Raw genomic sequence first — 19,758 nt, 5'->3', positions numbered from 1 at the left:
GCGGGCATGCGAGTGCCATGAGCCCCAATGCAGGAGAAAAGGCAGATACCCCGCGAGTCTAATGCGTGCCGAAACGACGCCGCGCACCGTGTTGCGCTGCGCGCTTCGGCCCGCCGGATATCCTTGGCGCGTGAACGAGCGATCCCAGGTCGCGGATCCGGACGAATTGCCCCCGAATAACTCGGTGGACCACTCGTGTCCTGATCAGGTGGCCGGACGACGGCGCATGGTGGCGATCGCGATCGCCTTGTTCGTGATATCGGCGATCGTCTGCATGGCGGCCGGGTTGTGGCGCGGATACATCGATCTGCAGGTCTATCGAAACGGCGCGCGCATCTGGCTCGACGGCGGCAACCTGTACGGCCCGATGCCGAAGGTGGGCGGACTCGGTCTGCCGTTCACCTATCCCCCGTTGGCCGCGTTGCTGTTCACCCCGCTCGCGCTGCTTCCGCTGCTCCCGGCCGAATGGCTGGTGCTCGTGCTGGCGATCGCGAGCCTGGCGCTGACGGTGTGGCTGGTGCTGCACCGGCTGCGCCCGCGGCTGGACCGGACGGTAGCCCTGTCCCTGGTGATCGGCGCGGTGGCCGTGCTGGGCCTGTCCGAACCGATCCGCCAGACCTACAACTTCGGGCAGATCAATCTGTTCCTGATGGCGGCGATCTCGCTGGATCTGTTGGTGCGCAAGCCGTTCTGGCCGCGCGGCATGCTGATCGGCATCGCGGTGGCGATCAAGCTGACCCCCGGCGGATTCCTGCTGTACTTCCTCGTGCGCCGCGATTGGCGTTCGGCGCTGACCGTGACGCTCTCGGCGCTGGGCGCGATCGTGGTGGGTTTCGTCCTGTTCCCGCACGAATCGGCCCAGTACTGGTTCCACACGATGCTCGACACCGGCCGCATCGGGCCGCCGTACTTCGCGGGTAACCAGTCGCTCAAGGGGTTCGCGTTCCGGCTGGGCCTGGACTCGTCGGCTGCGACGGTCCTCTGGCTCGTCACCTCGCTGATCGCGGTCGTGCTCGCCGCGATTCTGATGAAGCGACTCTTCGACGACGCCGCGTTCGCCCGCCGACACGAATCCCCCGACGCAGCCGCACCCGCCTCGGCCGCCGCGAACGTCGCCGCGCTGACCGTGAATGCGGCTGCGGTGCTGCTGGTCTCGCCGATCTCCTGGTCACATCACTGGGTGTGGGTGGCCCCGGCCGCGCTGGTGGCCGCCGACGCCATCGATCGCGGCCGGCGCAGCCGCCGCTATCTGATCGCGACCGCCGCGATCGTGGTGATGTTCATGGTCGGGCCGCAGTGGCTGCTGCCGCACGGCGGCGACCACGAACGGCACTGGGCGGTGTGGGAGCAGCTGGTCGGGTCGAGCTATGTGCTGGTGACGTTCGCGGCGCTGGTCGTCGCGGTCGTGGCCTACCGGCCGATCTATCGCGGAGTCGCGTCGGCGGGGGTCAGGAACGCCGCCAACACCGCCGAATAGGCGAATACGTCCTGGGCGCCCATCAGCTCGCGCGCCGAATGCATGGCCAGCTGGGGTGCGCCGACGTCGACGGTGGTCATGCCGGTGCGGGCCGCGGACATCGGGCCGATGGTCGACCCGCACGGCAGATCCGCGCGATGCACGTAGCGCTGCAGCGGAACCTCCGCCTGCGCGCAGGCCAGGGCGAACGCCCCCGCGCCGACCGCATCGGTGGCATAGCGCAGATTCTGATTCACCTTCAGCACCGGGCCGCCGTTGACCTCGATCTGATGCGCGGGCTCGTGCCGTTCGGGATAGTTGGGATGCGTCGCGTGCGCCATATCGCCGGAGGCCAGGATCGAACCCGCCAGTGCTGCAAGGTATTCCGAACGTCCGCCGCCGCGCGCGAGCACGATCCGCTCCAGGATCGAGGGCAGCAGATCCGAATGCGCGCCGCGATCGGACTGACTGCCGACCTCCTCGTGATCGAACATCACCAGCACCGGCGTCGCCGCGCCCGGCTCGGCCACCGCCTCGGCGAAAGCGCACAGACCCGCGTAGCAGGTGGCCTGATTGTCCAGGCGGGGTGCGCTGATCAGGTCGAGATCGCGGCCGACCGGCGCGCTCGGGGTCAGGTCGTGGGTCATCAACTCCCAGCCCAGCACCGCGTCCGGATCGATCGCGGCGCGCTCGGCCAGATATCCCAGGAACGACCGCGGCGCACCGCCCACCCCCCACACCGCGTTGACGTGACGTTGCGGATCCAGGCTCACCCCGCGCCGGTCCTCGGACAGGTGGATGGCCAGCTGCGGCACCCGAAGCAGCGGCTCGTCGATCCGGATCAACTTCTCGGACAACGCATTTCCCTCACGGACCGTGATCCGCCCGGAAATGCCCAGATCCCGGTCCAGCCAGGAGTTGAGCCATGCGCCGCCGTAGGGCTCCAGCCCGACCAGCTGCCATCCGGCCGAGGTCAGATCCGGATGCTGTTTGACCCGCAGATTCGGACTGTCGGTATGCGCGCCGACCACTCGAAACGGTTGCGACGCACCGGTTTCCACCCACGCCACGATCGAACCGCCACGCACCACGAAATACCGCCCCGCGGCGGGCAGATCCCACGGCCGCGATTCGGACAGCTCCCGGAATCCGTTGGCGGTCAACTCGTTCGCGACGGTGTGCACGACGTGGAACGGAGACGGCGAGGCGTCGACGAACGCGCACAATCCGGCTGGCGTGGCAGTGACAGACATAGGCCCCGATCTTAACGATCGCGCACGGGGACGCCCGCGACCAACTCGAGCAGGCGCAGGAGTTCGGCCTGATTGCGGGCGCCGATGCGCTTGCGCAACTGCTCCTCGGCACGCAGTTCCTCCGCGCGAACCGACTCGACGATCTCGACGCCACGCTTGCTGAGGCCGATGAGAATGCGGCGGCGGTCGTCTTCGGCGGCGATGCGGAAAATCAGTCCGCGTTCGGCCAGAGCGTCGGCGTGGCGGGTGGCCGAGGACGGCGGAAGTTGAGCGCGGCAGGCCAATTCGGTCATGGTGATACCGTTCTCATCGGACAAATTGGACAGCATTGCCCAATGGTCCGCGGAGAGACGTCGCGCGGACAAGGCGGTATCGAGGTGGCGGAGCCAACCACGTTCCGCTGCACGTAGCGCACCGTGCAACGTGGAAAATCCGCTTACAATGGTCGACATATAATTTCTTCCGCCCATTTCCTATTTTCCTCCGACGAGGAGAAGGGTACCGAATGCCGCCGTTCCACGAGGGCGCGGACGATGTGATAGAGATCCTCAACATCGTCCCGCTGCAGGGTTCCGGTGGAATTGTGGCACCCTCCTGCGAAGCGGCCGTCGCGCTCGCGGTGGCCGAAATCAATGGCGGCGACGGAATTCTCGGACGCGAGGTCCGGGTCACCACCGTGGACGGCGGCCGCGAACCGGCCGAGGTCGCACAGGAGGTTTCGGCGCTGCTGGCCACCGGCATGATCGACGCCATCACCGGATGGCACATCTCCGCGGTCCGCCGCGCGGTCGCGCACGCCGCCGACGCCCGGGTCCCCTATCTGTTCGCGACCATCCACGAGGATCTCCCCGACGAGCCGCCCGGCGTCCTGATGGTCGGCGAGAGCCCCGCCGGGAACGTCCTGCCCGCGATGGACTGGCTGTATCGCCAGTTCGGCACCCGGCGCTGGGCGATCATCGGCAACGACTACATCTGGCCGCGGACCACCGCGCGGGCGGTGCGTGCCGCGTATCCGGGTGCGGTGACGCTGGAGCGCTACCTGCCGCTGGGCACCGAGGATTTCGCCACATTCCTCGACGATCCCCGGTTGGATCGTGTCGACGGTATCGTCCTGCTGCTGGTGGGTATGGACGCGGTGCGGTTCAATCAGCAGTTCGCGCAGACCGGCCGGGCCGCGTACCAGGTGCGGGTGAGCCCGGCCATCGATGAGACCGTCCTGCTCGCGGCCGGCCCGGCGGCCAACGAGAATCTCTACGTCGCCTCGGCGTTCTTTCCCGATCGGGTCGGCGATCCGGATCGGCTGGTGCGCTATCACCGCATGCACGGCCGGTTCGCGCCCGCCCTGACCTTCTTCAGCAACACCAGTTACGAGGCGATCCATCTGATCGGCTCGATGGCGCGGACCCTCGGCTCACTCGAGGTGCCGCGCATGCGCGCCGCTCTCGCGGACGGGCTGATGCTCGAAACCCCTTCCGGCGGAAAGGTTTTCCGAGGAGATCGGGCCGAGCGGGCGGATGGCATGATCGCTCGCGCCGAGGGCGTGCAACTGCGCGTCCTGGACGATCTGGCCAACTGACCCGATCGGGCGGATCGGGTTCAGACAGCCGCGACGAGCGTGTCCACCACCGACAGGAACATGCCCAGACCGTCGTCGCTGGGTCCGGTGAGCGGTTCGGTCGCGTGTTCGGGATGCGGCATCAGCCCGACGATGCGGCCGTCGGCCGAGGCGATTCCGGCGATGTCGCGCTGGGAGCCGTTCGGGTTGCCGCCGGCGTAGCGGAACACCACGCGGCCCTCCCCCTCGAGTTCGTCCAGCACGGACTGGGAAGCCTGGTAGCGGCCCTCGGCGTTCTTGACCGGGATCAGGATCTGCGCGCCGGGCTCGTACCGGGCCGTCCACGCGGTGTCGGTGGCGTCCACCCGCAACCACTGATCGCGGCAGACGAAGTGCAGGCCCTCGTTGCGGGTCAGCGCGCCGGGCAGCAGTCCGGCCTCACACAGCACCTGGAAACCGTTGCAGATGCCGAGGGTCGGCATCCCCTTGCGCGCGGCCTCGACGACCTCGCCCATCACCGGCGCGAACCGGGCGATGGCCCCGGCACGCAGATAGTCGCCGTAGGAGAAGCCGCCGGGCACGATCACCGCGTCGACGCCCTTGAGGTCGGCGTCGGCATGCCACAGGCTGACCGCCTCGGCGCCGGCCAGCCGCACCGCGCGTGCGGCGTCCACATCGTCCAGCGTTCCGGGAAAGGTGATGACACCGATGCGCACGGACATTACAGGCGCACCACTTTCCAGTCCTCGATGACGGTGTTGGCGAGCAAGGACTCGGCGATCTTCTCGAGCTCCGCATCGCTGACACTGTCGTCGACGTCGAGTTCGAATCGCTTGCCCTGCCGCACATCCGACACACCCGGAATATCCAGGCGCCCGAGTGCGCCGACGATGGCCTGACCCTGCGGATCCAGGATCTCGGCCTTCGGCATCACCTCGACCACGACTCGTGCCACGCGCTGCTCCTCACGCTGGTGGGGGGTTACCCGGACAGCCTAATCGGGGCAGCTCGTACAGGCCGCGTCGGGGCGCACTCGACCTCGTCACGAACCGTGGGCAACAATCCCCGTCACACCTGGTTTCAATACCCCGGGCAACGCCGAACCCGCCGGAGCGAAGCGGAGGCCAAGGATCCAGCACGAGTGCCCGACACGGGGCCGAGCGGCGAGATTTGGGGGGCCGCGAACAGCCGGAGCGAAGCGGAGGCCAAGATTACAGCATGCGCATTGCTCACTTCGGTCATTCCTGTGTCCTGGTCGAGATCGACGGAGTGAAGATACTGTTCGATCCCGGCAATTTCTCGCACGGATTCGAGGGGCTCACCGGGCTCGATGCGATTGCGATCACGCATCAGCATCCCGATCACATCGATCCCGCGCGGATCGGGGCGCTGGTGGAGAACAATCCGCAGGCGCGGTTGCTGAGCGATCCGCAGACCGCGCAGTTGCGCGAGGAGCCGTGGGAGGCGGTGCACGCCGGTAACGTGCTGAGCGTCGGTGGGGTGCAGATCACCGGCGGTGGCGGGCGGCACGCGGTGATCCACCCGGACATCCCGGTCATCGACAACACCGTTTTCCAGCTGGGCACCGCCCAGGATCCGGCTCAGTTCGTCCATCCGGGCGATTCACTGTGGGTTCCGCCCTCGCCGGTGGGTGTGCTGGCGTTGCCCGCGGCAGCTCCTTGGATGCGTCTGAGCGAGGCGGTGGACTATCTGCGCGCGGTCTCCCCGCGCACGGCCATGCCCATCCACTACGGGATCATCGAGCCTGCGGCACAGGGCATCTACTTCGGCCGCCTGCGGGAGATGGGCCCGGCCGATACCGAATTCGCCGTCGTCGCACCGGAGACCGACGCCGAATTCTGATCTGCGCCAAGGGATTCCGGCGCGTCCCGGCGGATGTCCCGCCGGGACGCGCGGGAGGTCAGGAACCGTAGGAGGCCAGGAACAGCGCCTCGGTCAGGGCGATGTGCTCGATCTCGCTCGGATCCACGCTCTCGTTGGGCGCGTGGATGAGGCAGCTCGGTTCCTCGACGCCGATCAGCATGATCTCCGCTTCGGGATAGGTCTCGGCGAAGACGTTGCACAGCGGGATCGAACCGCCCTGGCCCTGCGTGGTCGACTCCCGGCCGTAGGCGGCCGCGAAGGCCGCCTCCATCGCGCGACGCGCCGGACCGCCGGTGCCCGACCGGAACGGCGCACCCGCCGCATCGGGCGTCACGGTCACCCGCGCATGCCACGGCGTCTTCGATTCCAGATGCGCCGTAAGGGCTTTCAACGCCGTCTCGGGATCGATGCCGGGCGGAATGCGCAGGTTGATCAGGGCACGCGCAGAACCCTGCACGGCCGCGACCGCGCCGACCACATTCGGCGCATCGATGCCCAGTACGGTCGCCGTGGGTCGCGCCCAGGCCATGTCGGCGACAGTCCCGTCACCGAGCAGATCGACGCCGTCGAGCACACCGGCGTCGGCGCGGAACCGATCGGGCGGATACTGCGCGCCGTCCCAGACCTGATCAGCGGGCAGACCGGCGATGGTCGTATTGCCGTGCTCATCACGCAGTGTCGCGAGCAGATGGATCAGGGCCGCGAGCGCATCGGGCGCCGGTCCGCCGAACATCCCCGAATGCATCGGTCCGGCAAGGGTTTCCACCGCGAGGATCACGTTCACGGTGCCGCGCAGGGTCTGAGTGAAGGTCGGCACGCCGACCGCCGCATTACCGCAGTCGCCGATCACCAGGGCATCCGCGCGCAGCAGGTCCGCGTGCTCGGGCACGAACGCCTCGAGTCCACCGGTGCCCTGTTCTTCGGAACCTTCGCACACCAGCGTGATGCCGACCGGGAAACCCTTGTCGCCCAAGGTTTCCCGCAGTGCACGCAAGGCGGTCAGATGCGCCAGGACGTTACCCTTGCAGTCCGCCGCACCGCGCCCGTACCAGCGGCCGTCCCGCTCGGTGAGCTCCCACACCGGTGTACGCCAGGCATCCTCGTCCAGCGGCGGCTGAACGTCGTAGTGGGAGTACAGCAATACCGTCGGGGCCCCGGCCGGTGCGGGATACCGGGCGACGACGGCCAGACTCCCGTCCGAGGTCTCGTGCAGCCCCGCATCGGTCAGCCCGACCTCGACGAAGGCATCCAGCACCCACTGCGCGGCCTGCCGGCACTCCTGCGCCGGGAACTGCCGTGGATCGTGCACGGATCGAAACGAAACCAGTTCCGTCAGATCATCTTTCGCCCGCGCCATCAGCGCCCGCACCTGCGCCCGCAATGCGGCGGTTCGTGAATCATCGGTCATTTCAACTCATTTCGTCGTCTCGCTACCGTCACACACGCTCGTCGGCGGAGCGCGCCGCCGGTCCGGTCGATCCGCTTCCCGCCGGCGCCGGGAGTCACGCGCCGAGTCCGGTCCCGGCGGCCGTCCACGCGCCCTTTCCGCCGTTCACACCACTCTCGCACGTCGACCCGACCCGCCCGCACGGCCACCCGACACGACGCGAGGACTCGTCCGTCGACGTCGCGCAGGTCGGCAACCACCCCTGTCACGAGACGCGCACGTCCCACGGCCGCCGATACGTGAAATCACCGGCCGGACACCACAACACCGGTCCACCACATCGTCGTCACGTGACAGGCCCGAGGCCCGCTTGCCGTTGCGCACTTCAAGACTCGACAACATGTCGGTGGCATCGACAGCACGCCTGCCTCACGACCGCCGCACGCCGGGACAGCATGCCGACCGGTTCTCCGACAACCCGTCGATTCCGCACTCGGACGAGCTTCGCCCCTCCGTCGGACAACACCCGCACTGTGAGATGCTGACGACTATCCGCGAATTCGTCACATGTGCGATGACCAGGAGATGACGATGCCCGAATCACCCGATTCCGACGATCTGTTCGCGACATCCCCATTCCGATACGGTGCGCCGAAGTCGGAATTCCCCAGCTCGGAGATCCACGCAGAGGCCGCCTATCAGATCGTGCACGACGAGCTGATGCTCGACGGCGTATCCCGGATGAATCTGGCGACCTTCTGCACCACTTGGGTCGAGGATCAGGTCCGGCGGCTGATGAGCGAGTCGCTGGACAAGAACATCGTCGACAAGGACGAGTATCCCCAGACCGCCGAACTCGAGGCCCGGTGCACGCGCATGCTCGCGGACCTGTGGAACTCCCCCGACCCGACCGGTACCCGTGGCACCTCCACGACCGGTTCCAGCGAGGCAGCCATGCTCGGCGGCCTGGCCGCGAAATTCCGTTGGCGGGCGCGCGGCGGCCGCGGCACCCCGAATTTCGTGTGCGGGCCGGTCCAGGTCTGCTGGGAGAAGTTCGCCCGCTACTTCGATGTGGAGATCCGCCAGGTTCCGCTGCGCGGGGAGCGGCTGACCCTGCATCCGGACGATATCGCCGCGCACTGCGACGAGAACACGATCATGGTGGTGCCGACCTTCGGCCAGACCTTCACCGGCCTGTTCGAGGACGTCGCGGGCATCAGCCGGGCGCTGGACGAACTACAGGCCCGCACCGGTCTGGACATCCCGATCCACGTGGACGCCGCCAGCGGCGGATTCATGGCGCCGTTCACCGCACCGGATCTGGTGTGGGATTTCCGCCTGCCGCGGGTCAAATCGATCAACGCCTCCGGACACAAGACGGGACTGGCGCCATTGGGCGTCGGCTGGGCGATCTGGCGCGAGGCCACGGACCTGCCGGACGAACTGGTGTTCAACGTCGACTATCTCGGCGGCAACATGGCCACGTTCAACCTGAACTTCTCCCGTCCCGGCGGCCAGGTCATCACCTCGTACTACGGCTTCATCCGGCTCGGCCGGGACGGATACGCCCGGGTGCAGTCCGCGGCCTATGCGGTGGCCCAGCACCTGGCCGACGGCGTGCGGAAACTCGGACCGTTCGAACTGATCCAGGACGGCGATCCACTGCGCGGCATCGCGGCGGTGTCGTGGCGGCTGAGCGGCGAGCAGACCTTCAACCTCTACGACCTGTCCGACCGGCTGCGCACGCGCGGCTGGCTGGTCGCCGCGTACCCGCTCCCGGCCGACCGCCAGGACGAGACGATCATGCGCGTCCTGGTCCGGCACGGCTTCAGTCACGATATGGCCGACCTGCTGCTGGCCGATATGGGCCGGGCCATGGCCCAACTGGACAAACATCCGCCCAGCACCTCACTCACCCGTGAGGAGTCCGGCGGCTTCACGCACAGCGCAACCGCGCAGATCCCCACCGCGGAAGTACAGCGCCGCCTGGCCGCGCAGTGACAGCACCGGGCCTCACGCCGCGCGGGTAGCCCCCGTGGCGTACGGCTCCCAGCGGTAGACATCGGGCCGGGCGTTGTGGAACAGCGCCAGATCGACCGCATCGATCACGGCCTGGTGTGGTCCGGGACGGCTGAGCTGGGCGGCCGAAACCGCCAGGCGCAGCACGCCGCCGCGGCGTGCGGTGCGGGCCGCGCTCATCACCAGCGCGTGGCACCACCAGGGTTCGGCGCGGAAGCCCTCGCCCATGCCGTGCACCCAAGAGCGTTGTGCCACATCGCGTTCCAGATCATGTATCGCCGTGAGGCTCAGCGCGAGGCGGAAGCCGACATCCGGCAGCGCGGCCATCGCACCCTCCGAGGCAGTCCAGCGCGGCGCGGCGAACAGCCGGGTGCGCAAGCCCACCTGCTCCATGACGCGATCGGCGGCCATCAGCCGCAACCGCGCCTCGTGCCGGGGCAGTGTGGCGAATTCGGCCCGGCGGCGCTTGGTGGCGGCCTGGTCGTAACCGTGCAGCACGACCGCATCACCACCCTCGCGACGCTCCCGCAACCACTCCTGGGTGCGGCCGTCCTCGGTGAGCCGGTACTTGCCCTTCAGGCGCGGAGCCACCAGCAGCGACAGCGGAACCTCGCGCCGATCCATCTCCGCGGCGAAGGCCTGCGCCTGCGCGCGGGTGGTGTCGCGGATCCCCGACACCGAGACGATCAATTGTGCATGCATACCCGCACCCCTCTGCCGATGCCGCTCATAGTCCTACGATGGGCGCGGCAAGTGTCCGAACCGTGCAGTCCCGGTGACGCGGCGACGAATTCGCGCTACCGAATCGGACCATCATCCGATGACCGCGCGCCATCCGGTCCGGCCGCGAACCGTCCGGTCGCAGGACATACCGTCCGGTCATCGGTCCGGCCGGCGGTCACCTCACCTAGGATCGACCGGGTGAAAGCAGCCTTCCTGACCGCCCTGGCGGTCCCGTTGTTCATCGCTGTACCTGTTGTGGCACAAGCTGATCCGCCACACATCTTCACTCCGCAGCAGCAGTGCGAGGCGACCAAGGCCGTGGTCGACATGGAGCGCGAGCAGAACCCGCACGCGACGCCGCAGCAGATCACCGACAACTACATGACGTTCCTCGACAAGAAGGGCGCATTCAAGAATCTCCCGGCGAGCAGCCGCGAGCGCCAGCGCCAGTTCATCCTCGACCAGATCAGCAGCTGCCACCTGGCCTAGCGGGCACCGGTGACAGAGCGCACATTCTTTGATGACAACTGATCCACACCAGCTCCGTCACCTCAATAGGCTCCGCCCCTGTGAAAGCCGCAGCACTCACCGTCCTGACAACGTCCTTCCTGCTGCTTGCCCCCGCGTTCGCGCAGGCAGCGCCCCCGCTTCCGAACCTGAACCCGTCTCCCGACCAGATGTGCGACAACACCCAGCAAATCGTGAACACGGTGCGCGCACAGCATCCGAACGCCACCCCGGATCAGATCGCCGACAACTACGACCAGATGATGGGCGCGAAGGTTCCTGGCTATCAGCTCGTCCAGGGACAGCAGCACCAGCAACTGCTGCAACTGATCCACGCCTGCGGAATCCGCTGAACCCTTCGAATCGAATGCAGCGAGCCGAAATCCACTGAGCCAGGCCGAAAACCGGCTGTCGAACAGGCGGGTGCGCGCAAACGCCCGCCTGTTCGTCGTGCCGCTGGCTTACCGGTCGCAGAGGCCGAGAGTATCCAGCACCCAGGCGTATTCGAACGCCACTTCCTTCCACTTCTCGTACTTCCCGCTGACACCGCCGTGCCCCGCACTCATCTCGGTCTTGAGCAGGAGGCGTGAGTGGCCGGTCGCGGTGGCCCGCAGCCTGGCGATCCACTTGGCCGGTTCGACGTACAGCACGCGGGTGTCGTTGAGACCGGTAGTGGCCAGGATCGCGGGATAGTCTGCCGCCCGGACGTTCTCGTACGGCGAGTACGACTTCATGTACTCGTACACCGCCGGATCCTCCAGCGGATTACCCCACTCGTCCCATTCGGTCACGGTCAACGGCAGCGACGGATCCAGGATCGAGGTCAGCGGGTCGACGAAGGGTACGGCCGCCAGAATTCCGGCGAACAGTTCCGGCGCCAGATTGGCGACCGCGCCGACCAGCAGGCCGCCCGCACTGCCGCCGTCGGCGACCAGACGGTCCGGCGCGGTGACGCCGGTATCGATCAGATGCCGTGCGCAGGAGACGAAATCGGTGAAGGTGTTCTTCTTGCGCAGTGTCTTGCCGTGCTCGTACCACAGCCGGCCCATCTCGCCGCCGCCGCGCACATGGGCGACCGCGAACACCATGCCCCGATCCAGCAGCGACAGCCGCGACACCGAGAACCCCGGATCCATACTGGCCTCGTAGGAACCGTATCCGTAGAGCAGCAACGGTTTCGGCCCATCGGCCGGGAGATCCTTGCGGCGCACCAGCGAGATCGGAATCCGGGTGCCGTCCTCGGCGACGGCCCAATCGCGGTGCTGTTCGTAGTCGTCCGGATCGTAGCCGCCCAGCACCACCTGCTCCTTGCGCAGCAGCAGCTCACCGGTGGCGGGTACGAAATCGAACACCCGCACCGGCGTGATGTAGGAGGTCACGCCGACCCGCAGCGTCGGCTGCGCCCACTCCGGATTGACCAGGACGCCCGCGGAGAACAGCTCCAGCCCGAAATCCAGCTCGCGCAGTTCGCCGTAACCGTCGGAGGTCAACGGCCACACCGCGACTCGCGGCAGCGCCCCGCGGCGGTAGGACAGCGCCAGGTGGTCGGTGAAACAGTCCACACCCTCGAGCCGCACATCCTCGCGATGGTCGATGAGGGTGGTCATGGCGGCCGGATCGTCCACCGGCGCCTCGGCGAGCACGAAGTTCTCGGCCTTGATCGTGCCGCCGCCGGGCGCGGGCACCTCGCCGTTGTGCAGGATCAGGAATCGGTCCCGCCCGCCGATGACCGCGTGCTCGGCGGTGTACTCCACACCCTCCCGGCGCGGCAGCAGCACCCGGAACTCACCCTCGGGATCATCGGATTCCAGGATCCGGATCTCGGTGGTGATCTTCGAGTGCACCCCGATCATCAGGTACTTCTCCGAACGGGTGGTGTCCATGCCCACCGAGAAGCGCTCGTCCGGCTCGTGGAACACCTGGACGTCCTGCTCGTTCGGCGTGCCCAGCCGGTGCCGCCAGACCGTGTCCGAACGCCATGCCTCGTCGTAGGTCTGATAGAACACGTGCGTGCCGTCCAGCGACCAGGTCGCATCCGGGACCGTACCGGCGATCTCGTCGGCGAGATCGGCGCCGGTGCGCAGGTCCTTGAACCGCAGCAGGTAGCGCTCGTCGCCGGAGGTGTCCACCGAATAGGCCAGCAGAGCGCCGTCGTTACTGATCGAGTAGGCGCCGACGGCGAAGTACTCGTGCCCCTCGGCCAGCAGATTGCTGTCCAGCAGCACCTGCTCGCCGGGGATCGGCGTGGTGGCGTCGAGCGTGGGCGGGGTCCAGTCGTCCGGGGAACCGATCGGGCACCGGCAGTGCGCGCCGTACTGCTTGCCCTCGAAACTGCGCGAGTAGTACCAGAAATCGCCCATCCGGACCGGTACCGACAGATCCGTCTCCTGGATGCGGGACTTGATCTCGTCGAAGATCTTCTCCCGCAACGGCTGTAGCTGCGCCGTACACGCCTCGGTGTAGGCGTTCTCCGCCTCCAGGTAGGCGATGACCTCCGGATCCTCCTTCCGGCGCAGCCACTCGTACTGGTCCACGACGACGTCGCCGTGGTGCACGCGCTGCGCCGGGACCCGCTTCGCGATCGGCGGCGTCACCACGGACGCGTCGGCGGCGTTGCGGATCGGGCCGGTACCAGTGTCGAGAGCCATGCACTCCACCGTAGTGGGCGGGTCCGACAGGGCCGGTCGGACCCGGTGCGGCGAACCGTCGCCGCACCTGCGAGCGGTGCGTCGAGGCTAGGACAGCCCTCGGGTGCGCGGCGGGGACCCCGGCAGCCGCCGACCGACGGTGCCGCGATCGATGCGGCGCGATTCCATCAGAAAGAACAGTGCGGCCTTGCGACGCAGACACTGGTCGGGGGGGCAGCTGTTGTGGATACGCAAGATGTTGTGAGCCTGCTCGACGGTAAGGTGCCGGGGCACTACCGCGCAACTGTCGAAGACGGGTGCCATGCGGTGCTCCATCCTTTGTCGTGCCATGCCGTGACGCGGCGCGGGCGCCGGTCCTCCGCGGGCCGGTGGACGCTGTATTCCCGCCACAAAGTTCTGGGTTTCCGCTCAGCTTGCCGGATAAACCAAACGAGCCGGATAACACCGAAGAAATGCCCGCTGTTCGCCGAATGCCGCCGTATGTGATGGATCCCATTCGACCCGAAGCCCGCGCGACCGTCCGGTTTGCCCGAAACCGAACAGATCGGACATCCGCCCGATGTCCTGGACAATCGACCAGTGAGCCCGGCCGCACCCGCGCGCGCCACCCTACCCCTCGCGACCTGCCCAATCGCTCGACACAACGACCGGTTCACCGACGGACCGGACCTCGCCGCGCCACACGGACCCCACCCGCACCCGACCGCGGCCGCATCCCCCCGGCCGCGGCACCGAACCACCATTTCGGAAGGTTCATGTCCACTTCGGAATAACGCCAATGCGGTGTAGTTCATATCATCGGGTCAGGGCGATATTCCGCTCGGAATTATCCTTTTGTCTCAGGTGTTGAACATCACTATTCTCATGTGGTTCATATTGGGTCACGAACCAGCACAGGAGCATCCATGGAAGCGAAGAACCGTGAGATCGAACCGGACGCCGTCTGGCACCGCAGCAGCGAGACCGGGGGCGTGGAGGTGGCGTTCCTGGCCACCGGCAATATCGGCCTGCGCGATGCGAAGAATCCCGACGGCCCGGTGCTGATCTTCACTCCCGGCGAGTGGAATGCCTTCGTCGCCGGCGCCAAGGACGGGGAATTCAACCGGCCCGGAGCCTGATCGCCCGTCGCCGTCGTTCACGCGCCCAGCGCTCGCGCCACCGTGGGCCAGGAGGCGTGCAGATCGTCCTTCCAGTAGGACCACGAATGCGTGCCCACCGGATTCTGGACGATATCGGCCGGAATGTGCAACGCGCGCAAGCGCTGCGCGAACGCGGTGACGCAGGTGTCGACGGCGGCCTCGATCGGGACGCCGGTCAGGAAGTTCTCCGCCAGTTGCGGTTTCAGCTCGCCCTCGTGCGGTCCGGGCACGCCCGAACCGGTGGACAGGTAGATGGTCTTGCCGCGCAGGCGATCCGCGAGCAGCGCCGGATCGTGCGCACCCCAGTCCGGGCCGCCGGGCGCGCCCCACATATTGCCGGGATCACCACCGCGATTGGCGATGGAGAACATGATCGGCCCCTGTGCCAGCCCCATGTCCGGGCACGCGCTGTAGCCGGCGACCGCGCGATACAGCTGCGGATTGCGTACGGCCAGTACGAAAGCCGCGATCCCACCCATGGACAGTCCGCCGATACCGTTGACGCCGTTACCCGCGAACTCGCGGTCGATGACCGGCGGCAGCTCCCGGGTCAGGAACGTCTCCCACTGGTAGTGGCCCAGATTCGGGTCGTCGCGCTGCCAGTTCGTGTAGTAGCTGGCCTCCCCGCCCATCGGCAGCACCACGTTGACGTTCTTGTTCGCGAAGAACGGCTCGGCGTCGGTGGCATTGGTCCAGCTGCTCTGGTCCGGGCCCGGATCCAGGCCGTCGAGCAGATAGTAGGAGGGCCGGGAGTGCGATCCGACCGGATGCAGCACCTGCACCTGCATGATCTGGCCCATCGCGGGCGAATCGATGAACAGCGCGGACCTGGTCGGCCCCAGTTCGGTGCTGCCGACGACCCGGGCGGCAGTGGCTCGCGGTTGTCCGATCAGCGTCGCGGAAACCCCCAGAACCATCGCCAGCACCAGCACAGCAATCGACCCGTGTCGCATATCCCCACCTCCATCAGCCCGTGAACCGGAACAATCAACATAACCCGACCGAACAGGTCCGGGGTTGATTTGCCCGACTGGCTCTTTGCGAGCAAATCGCCGACTCGAGCGCGCGACACGCCCATCGAGCGGACCTACTCGGACACCGAACGCCGCAGTGCGCCACGGATGGAGGCGGCCAGATAGTCCAGATCCTCCCGCGGCGGCGTCCGCGGCCGCCCGCGCAACCCGAATCCGTCCCCGGGGGTGCGGGCGATGACGTGCAGATGCACGTGGAACACCTCCTGCCCGGCGGTGACCCCGTCGGCGAGAAAGAAATTCACCCCGTCACAGTTCACCTCGCTGGCCCGCAGCGCCGCCGCCAACTGCTGCCCCACCTGGAACAGCTTGCCGCCGATCTCGGGATCCAGCTCGGCCAGGGACCGCGCGGGCACCTTCGGCACCACCAGCAGATGCCCGGGTGTCATCGGACGAATATCCATGAACGCCAGCACATCCGGGTCCTCGTAGACGATCGATGCCGGAGCGCGCCCGGCCACGATGTCGGCGAAGATCGTATAAGGATCCATACTGCGTTTATAGGGCATCCGGGGCAGCGTCCGCACTGCAAGCGCGCAGGCCCGGTCGTGCGGCGCGAGCGAACTACAGAATCGGCGCGGGGGTGTAGCGAGCAGCCTCCGGGTTCGCCTCGACCAGCTTCTCGACCTGCGCGACGACCTCGGCGACCTGGGCCTGGGCCGCGCCGACGAAGGCCGAGCGATCGGCCAGGGCGGCATCGAGCGCAGCGCGGTCCAGGGGCATCCGGTCGTCGGCGGCCAGGCGGTCCAGCAGATCGGGTTCGCGACCCAGTTCGCGCATGGCCAGCGCGACCGCCACGGCATGTTCCTTGATGACCTCGTGCGCACTCTCGCGACCGACCCCGGCGCGCACGGCGGCCATCAGGATGCGGGTGGTGGCCAGGAACGGCAGGTAGCGGTTCAGTTCGCGCTCGATGACCGCGGGGTACGCACCGAATTCGGTGAGCACCGTCAGGAAGGTCTCGATCATCCCGTCGATGGCGAAGAACGCGTCCGGCAGTGCGACGCGGCGCACCACCGAACAGAACACATCGCCCTCGTTCCATTGCGCCCCGGCCAGTTCCGCGGCCATCGACGCGTAGCCGCGCAGCACCACCTGCAGGCCGTTGACCCGCTCACAGGATCGGGTGTTCATCTTGTGCGGCATCGCCGAGGAACCCACCTGACCGGGCGCGAAACCCTCGGTGACCAGTTCGTTCCCGGCCATCAGCCGCACCGTGTGCGCGAAAGACGAAGGGCCCGCGCCGATCTGGACCAACGCGGAGAGCACGTCGTGATCGAGCGAGCGCGGATACACCTGCCCGACGCTGGTGAGCACAGTGGCGAAACCCAGGTGCCGCGCCACCTTCTGCTCCAGCTGCGAAAGTTTGCCCGCATCGCCGCCGAGCAGATCGAGCATGTCCTGTGCGGTGCCCATCGGTCCCTTGATGCCGCGCAACGGATATCGGTCGAGCAGCTCGCGCACCCGGGTCAGCGCGATCAGCACTTCGTCTGCGGCGGAAGCGAATCGCTTGCCCAGCGTGGTGGCCTGCGCGGCCACGTTGTGCGAGCGACCGGCCATCACCAGGGCCTGGTACTCCGCGGCGCGCTCGGCCAGCCGGGCGGCCACGGCGACGCCGTGCGCGTACACATGCTCCAGGGACAGGCGGATCTGCAACTGCTCGACGTTCTCGGTGAGATCGCGGCTGGTCATGCCCTTGTGGATGTGTTCGTGCCCGGCCAGGGCGTTGAACTCCTCGATCCGCGCCTTCACATCGTGCCGGGTGACCCGCTCGCGTTCGGCGATCGAGGCGAGGTCGACCTGCTCGAGCACCCGCTCGTAATCGGTGAGCACCCCGTCGGGAAGCTCGATCCCCAGTTCGGACTGCGCCCGCAGCACCTCCAGCCACAGGCGGCGCTCCAGCACGATCTTGTGCTCGGGCGACCACAGCCGCACCAATTCGGGACTGGCATAGCGGGTGGCGAGGACGTTAGGCACGAGGGTCACGAACACTCAGTCTACGGTTCCCCGTCAGTCCAGCGATCGGTGCCTGTCCAGTTGCTGGGGCTCGGCCCGATGCTGCGGAACCGGATGCGGCGGGATCGTGTGCGTGGCCATCGGATGCGGCGGAATCGTGTGCTGCGGCGCGGGCGGAGCGATCACATCGATCAGCTCGAGCAGTGCGCCGCGGGCCGTGCGTCGCGGCTGCGGATCCAGTTCGGTCAGCGCCGCGACGACGGCGCCGTCCACCATGGCCACCATCCGTCGCAGCTGTTCGGCGCGCACCACCCGATCGGATCGGCGCAACGCCTCGGCGAGCAACTCCTCGAGCTGCGCGCGTAGTCGTAGCTGTACCTCGCGCAGTTCCGGATGCCGGGCCGAGGCCACCGAACGCTCGTAGCGCGCGATCAACCGGCCCCGGGCGGACTCGTCGGGGCCTTCCGCGCCGACCAGCAGATCCAGGACCAGATCGACGGTCGCGTCGGTACCGCGCCGGCGGTGCGGGACATCGCCGACGCGGCGACGCATCGCGTCGAGTTCGGCGTTGCCGCTGAACTCGACCGCTCGGGCGATCAAATCCTCGAGCGACTCGAAGTAGTAGGTCGTCGAGGCCAGAGGAAGGTCCGCGCGCGTGGCCACCGAGCGGTGGCGCACTGCGTCGAATCCTCCCTCGAGTAGCAACTCGGCGGCAGCCGCGACCAACGCTTGGCGACGCCTTTCACCTTTCGGGGTCGTCGCGGTGATCACCGTGTCATCGTGCCAGTCATCATCGGTTCATCCGTGCCAAATCGGTGCGATCTGTGAGAATCCAGTTCGAGTGGGCAAACGTGCAGGTGTTGAAAATACAACCATGGCTTTTCTACACCGTTCGCGGGCGTCACGGTGGGTGTCTGGGGAAAGTCTTTGCGGCACAATCCGCTTCGCCAAGCCTGGTCAAACGCCCAGGAAGCGGCCCATCCGGACCAGCGCCTCCTCGATATCCGCCGTCGCCCCCGCGAAGGACAGCCGAATCGTATGACTGCCGTTGCGGGTATCGAAGTCGGTGCCCGGCGCGAGGGCGACACCGGTGCCGGCGAGCAGGTCCGCGCACCAGCGCGTCGCGTCGTCGGTGAGATGCGCGATATCGGCGTAGGCGTAGAACGCGCCGTCGGCCGGGGCCAGATCGGTGATGCCCAACCGGGGCAGGCCCTCCAGCAGCAGTGCGCGGTTGCGCGCGTACCGGCGCACGTGGCCGTCCAGCTCACGGCGTGACTCGGCGTCGAAGGCGTGCACAGCGGCGTACTGGGACACCGCGGGCGGGCACACCGTCATATTCGAGGCCAACCGCTGCAGGGCAGGTCGCAGGCCCTGCGGGACCAGCATCCAGCCCAGCCGCCAGCCCGTCATCGAGAAGTACTTCGAGACCGAGCCGATGACCACCGATTCGCGGGAGGTCTCCCAGGCCGAGGACGTCGCGGTCGAATCCGAGGCGCCTTCGTAGACGATCCCGTGGTAGATCTCGTCGGAGATCAGCAATGTCCCGTGCGCGTCACACCAGCGGGCCAGCGCCGCCAGTTCGGCCGGGGCGATCATCGTCCCGGTCGGATTGGCCGGACTCGCCACGATCAGCCCGGCGGGCGGTTCGGGCAGCGCCTCGAGCATCTCGACCGTCGGCTGGAATCGGGTCTGCGCACCACAGTCCAGTTCGACCACCCGGCATCCCAAGGCCGACAACGTGTTCCGGTACGCCGGATAGCCCGGCCGGGCCACCACGACGGTATCGCCGACATCGAAAGCGGCCAGGAAGATCAGCGTGAACGCGCCGGAGGATCCGGTGGTGACCACCACGTCCTCGGCGTCGACCTCGATGCCGTAGCCGTCGCGGTGATACGCGGCGATGGCCGCGCGCAGCTCGGGGGTGCCGAAAGTCTCGGTGTAGCCGAGCAGTTCGGCATCCAGGGCATCCCTGGTCGCCCGCAGAACCGGCGCGGGCGCCGGAGTGGACGGCTGTCCCGCGGCCAGCACCAGTACGTCGCCGTGGGTGCGGGCGCGTTCGGCGGCCGCCTTCCACACATCCATGACGTAGAAGGCGGGAACGGTGGACCGACGGGATTCACTGCGCACCCGACGACCGTAGAACACGCCACCGCGGGCGCGGACGAGTACTGCCCGCGAACACCGCCCTGTTATCGTCGCC

At 67.6% G+C, this 19,758-nt stretch carries 20 protein-coding genes; 7 read left to right on the top strand and 13 right to left on the bottom strand.

Annotated elements, in window-relative coordinates:
- Positions 1 to 130: 130 nt before the first annotated feature.
- The gene (locus tag ON40_RS02885) at positions 131 to 1,477 is read left to right on the top strand and encodes a glycosyltransferase family 87 protein (RefSeq protein ID WP_245567629.1); all 1,347 of its coding nucleotides are present in this window, start codon (positions 131 to 133) and stop codon (positions 1,475 to 1,477) included.
- Here ON40_RS02885 and ON40_RS02880 read toward each other — a convergent pair.
- Together ON40_RS02880 and ON40_RS02875 are read right to left on the bottom strand one after the other, a co-directional pair.
- The gene (locus ON40_RS02880) at positions 1,423 to 2,709 is read right to left on the bottom strand and encodes a M18 family aminopeptidase (protein WP_040818171.1); all 1,287 of its coding nucleotides are present in this window, start codon (positions 2,707 to 2,709) and stop codon (positions 1,423 to 1,425) included. The genes ON40_RS02885 and ON40_RS02880 overlap by 55 nt on opposite strands.
- 11 nt (positions 2,710 to 2,720) lie before the next feature.
- Positions 2,721 to 3,161 (bottom strand): MarR family winged helix-turn-helix transcriptional regulator, encoded by a 441-nt coding sequence (locus tag ON40_RS02875; protein ID WP_040818169.1) that lies wholly within the window; start codon positions 3,159 to 3,161, stop codon positions 2,721 to 2,723.
- Between the two features lie 53 nt (positions 3,162 to 3,214).
- On the opposite strand from ON40_RS02875, the gene ON40_RS02870 reads away from it, so the two are divergent.
- Positions 3,215 to 4,285, top strand: coding sequence for a substrate-binding domain-containing protein (locus ON40_RS02870; protein WP_040818167.1), 1,071 nt, complete (start codon positions 3,215 to 3,217; stop codon positions 4,283 to 4,285).
- 20 nt (positions 4,286 to 4,305) lie between these two features.
- Here ON40_RS02870 and purQ read toward each other — a convergent pair whose 3' ends face one another.
- On the bottom strand, positions 4,306 to 4,986 hold the full coding sequence (purQ, locus tag ON40_RS02865; protein WP_040818164.1) for a phosphoribosylformylglycinamidine synthase subunit PurQ: 681 nt from the start codon (positions 4,984 to 4,986) through the stop codon (positions 4,306 to 4,308).
- Complete coding sequence (gene purS, locus ON40_RS02860) at positions 4,986 to 5,219, bottom strand: phosphoribosylformylglycinamidine synthase subunit PurS (RefSeq protein ID WP_040818162.1); 234 nt, start codon at positions 5,217 to 5,219, stop codon at positions 4,986 to 4,988. Before purS ends, purQ begins: the two co-directional genes overlap by 1 nt.
- A gap of 263 nt (positions 5,220 to 5,482) precedes the next feature.
- On the opposite strand from purS, the gene ON40_RS02855 reads away from it, so the two are divergent.
- Entirely contained in the window at positions 5,483 to 6,127 is a 645-nt protein-coding gene (locus ON40_RS02855) for an MBL fold metallo-hydrolase (protein WP_040818159.1), read from the top strand.
- Positions 6,128 to 6,185: 58 nt separating this feature from the next.
- On the opposite strand, the gene ON40_RS02850 is transcribed toward ON40_RS02855, so the two are convergent.
- A complete protein-coding gene (locus tag ON40_RS02850) occupies positions 6,186 to 7,556 on the bottom strand; it encodes a dipeptidase (protein ID WP_040818158.1) in 1,371 nt (456 codons plus the stop codon).
- Positions 7,557 to 8,126: 570 nt separating this feature from the next.
- On the opposite strand from ON40_RS02850, the gene gad reads away from it, so the two are divergent.
- Positions 8,127 to 9,536: a glutamate decarboxylase gene (gene gad, locus ON40_RS02845; protein ID WP_083895372.1), complete on the top strand. Its 1,410-nt coding sequence runs from the start codon at positions 8,127 to 8,129 to the stop codon at positions 9,534 to 9,536.
- 12 nt (positions 9,537 to 9,548) lie between these two features.
- Here gad and ON40_RS02840 read toward each other — a convergent pair whose 3' ends face one another.
- Positions 9,549 to 10,256, bottom strand: coding sequence for a DUF2334 domain-containing protein (locus ON40_RS02840; protein WP_040818156.1), 708 nt, complete (start codon positions 10,254 to 10,256; stop codon positions 9,549 to 9,551).
- Positions 10,257 to 10,475: 219 nt separating this feature from the next.
- Between ON40_RS02840 and ON40_RS02835 the strand changes: the two genes are divergently transcribed.
- Positions 10,476 to 10,766 carry a hypothetical protein gene (locus ON40_RS02835; RefSeq protein ID WP_040818154.1) on the top strand — a complete coding sequence of 97 codons (291 nt, stop codon included), beginning with the start codon at positions 10,476 to 10,478 and terminating at the stop codon, positions 10,764 to 10,766.
- A gap of 80 nt (positions 10,767 to 10,846) precedes the next feature.
- Positions 10,847 to 11,137 carry a hypothetical protein gene (locus tag ON40_RS51595; RefSeq protein ID WP_157186179.1) on the top strand — a complete coding sequence of 97 codons (291 nt, stop codon included), beginning with the start codon at positions 10,847 to 10,849 and terminating at the stop codon, positions 11,135 to 11,137.
- 108 nt (positions 11,138 to 11,245) lie between these two features.
- Here the strand turns inward: ON40_RS51595 and ON40_RS02825 are convergent, their stop codons facing one another.
- Positions 11,246 to 13,432 carry a S9 family peptidase gene (locus ON40_RS02825; RefSeq protein WP_051192614.1) on the bottom strand — a complete coding sequence of 729 codons (2,187 nt, stop codon included), beginning with the start codon at positions 13,430 to 13,432 and terminating at the stop codon, positions 11,246 to 11,248.
- Positions 13,433 to 13,519: 87 nt separating this feature from the next.
- A complete protein-coding gene (locus ON40_RS53060) occupies positions 13,520 to 13,735 on the bottom strand; it encodes a hypothetical protein (RefSeq protein WP_169541809.1) in 216 nt (71 codons plus the stop codon).
- A gap of 602 nt (positions 13,736 to 14,337) precedes the next feature.
- On the opposite strand from ON40_RS53060, the gene ON40_RS02815 reads away from it, so the two are divergent.
- Positions 14,338 to 14,550 carry a DUF397 domain-containing protein gene (locus ON40_RS02815; protein WP_040818148.1) on the top strand — a complete coding sequence of 71 codons (213 nt, stop codon included), beginning with the start codon at positions 14,338 to 14,340 and terminating at the stop codon, positions 14,548 to 14,550.
- Positions 14,551 to 14,567: 17 nt separating this feature from the next.
- Here ON40_RS02815 and ON40_RS02810 read toward each other — a convergent pair whose 3' ends face one another.
- From ON40_RS02810 to ON40_RS02790, 5 genes are all read right to left on the bottom strand, one after another.
- The gene (locus ON40_RS02810) at positions 14,568 to 15,524 is read right to left on the bottom strand and encodes an alpha/beta hydrolase (protein WP_040818146.1); all 957 of its coding nucleotides are present in this window, start codon (positions 15,522 to 15,524) and stop codon (positions 14,568 to 14,570) included.
- Positions 15,525 to 15,658: 134 nt separating this feature from the next.
- The gene (locus tag ON40_RS02805) at positions 15,659 to 16,093 is read right to left on the bottom strand and encodes an HIT family protein (RefSeq protein WP_040818269.1); all 435 of its coding nucleotides are present in this window, start codon (positions 16,091 to 16,093) and stop codon (positions 15,659 to 15,661) included.
- Positions 16,094 to 16,166: 73 nt separating this feature from the next.
- Positions 16,167 to 17,588, bottom strand: a complete 1,422-nt coding sequence (purB, locus tag ON40_RS02800) for an adenylosuccinate lyase (protein WP_040818267.1) — start codon at positions 17,586 to 17,588, stop codon at positions 16,167 to 16,169.
- A 24-nt stretch (positions 17,589 to 17,612) separates the two neighbouring features.
- Positions 17,613 to 18,329: a TetR/AcrR family transcriptional regulator gene (locus ON40_RS02795; RefSeq protein ID WP_083895368.1), complete on the bottom strand. Its 717-nt coding sequence runs from the start codon at positions 18,327 to 18,329 to the stop codon at positions 17,613 to 17,615.
- 186 nt (positions 18,330 to 18,515) lie between these two features.
- A complete protein-coding gene (locus ON40_RS02790) occupies positions 18,516 to 19,685 on the bottom strand; it encodes a pyridoxal phosphate-dependent aminotransferase (protein ID WP_040818263.1) in 1,170 nt (389 codons plus the stop codon).
- Positions 19,686 to 19,758: the final 73 nt, after the last annotated feature.

Origin of the sequence: Nocardia jiangxiensis NBRC 101359, from assembly GCF_000308615.1 — a bacterium.
GTDB classification, from domain to species: domain Bacteria; phylum Actinomycetota; class Actinomycetes; order Mycobacteriales; family Mycobacteriaceae; genus Nocardia; species Nocardia jiangxiensis.
This window is presented reverse-complemented; position numbering and strand designations above follow the sequence as displayed.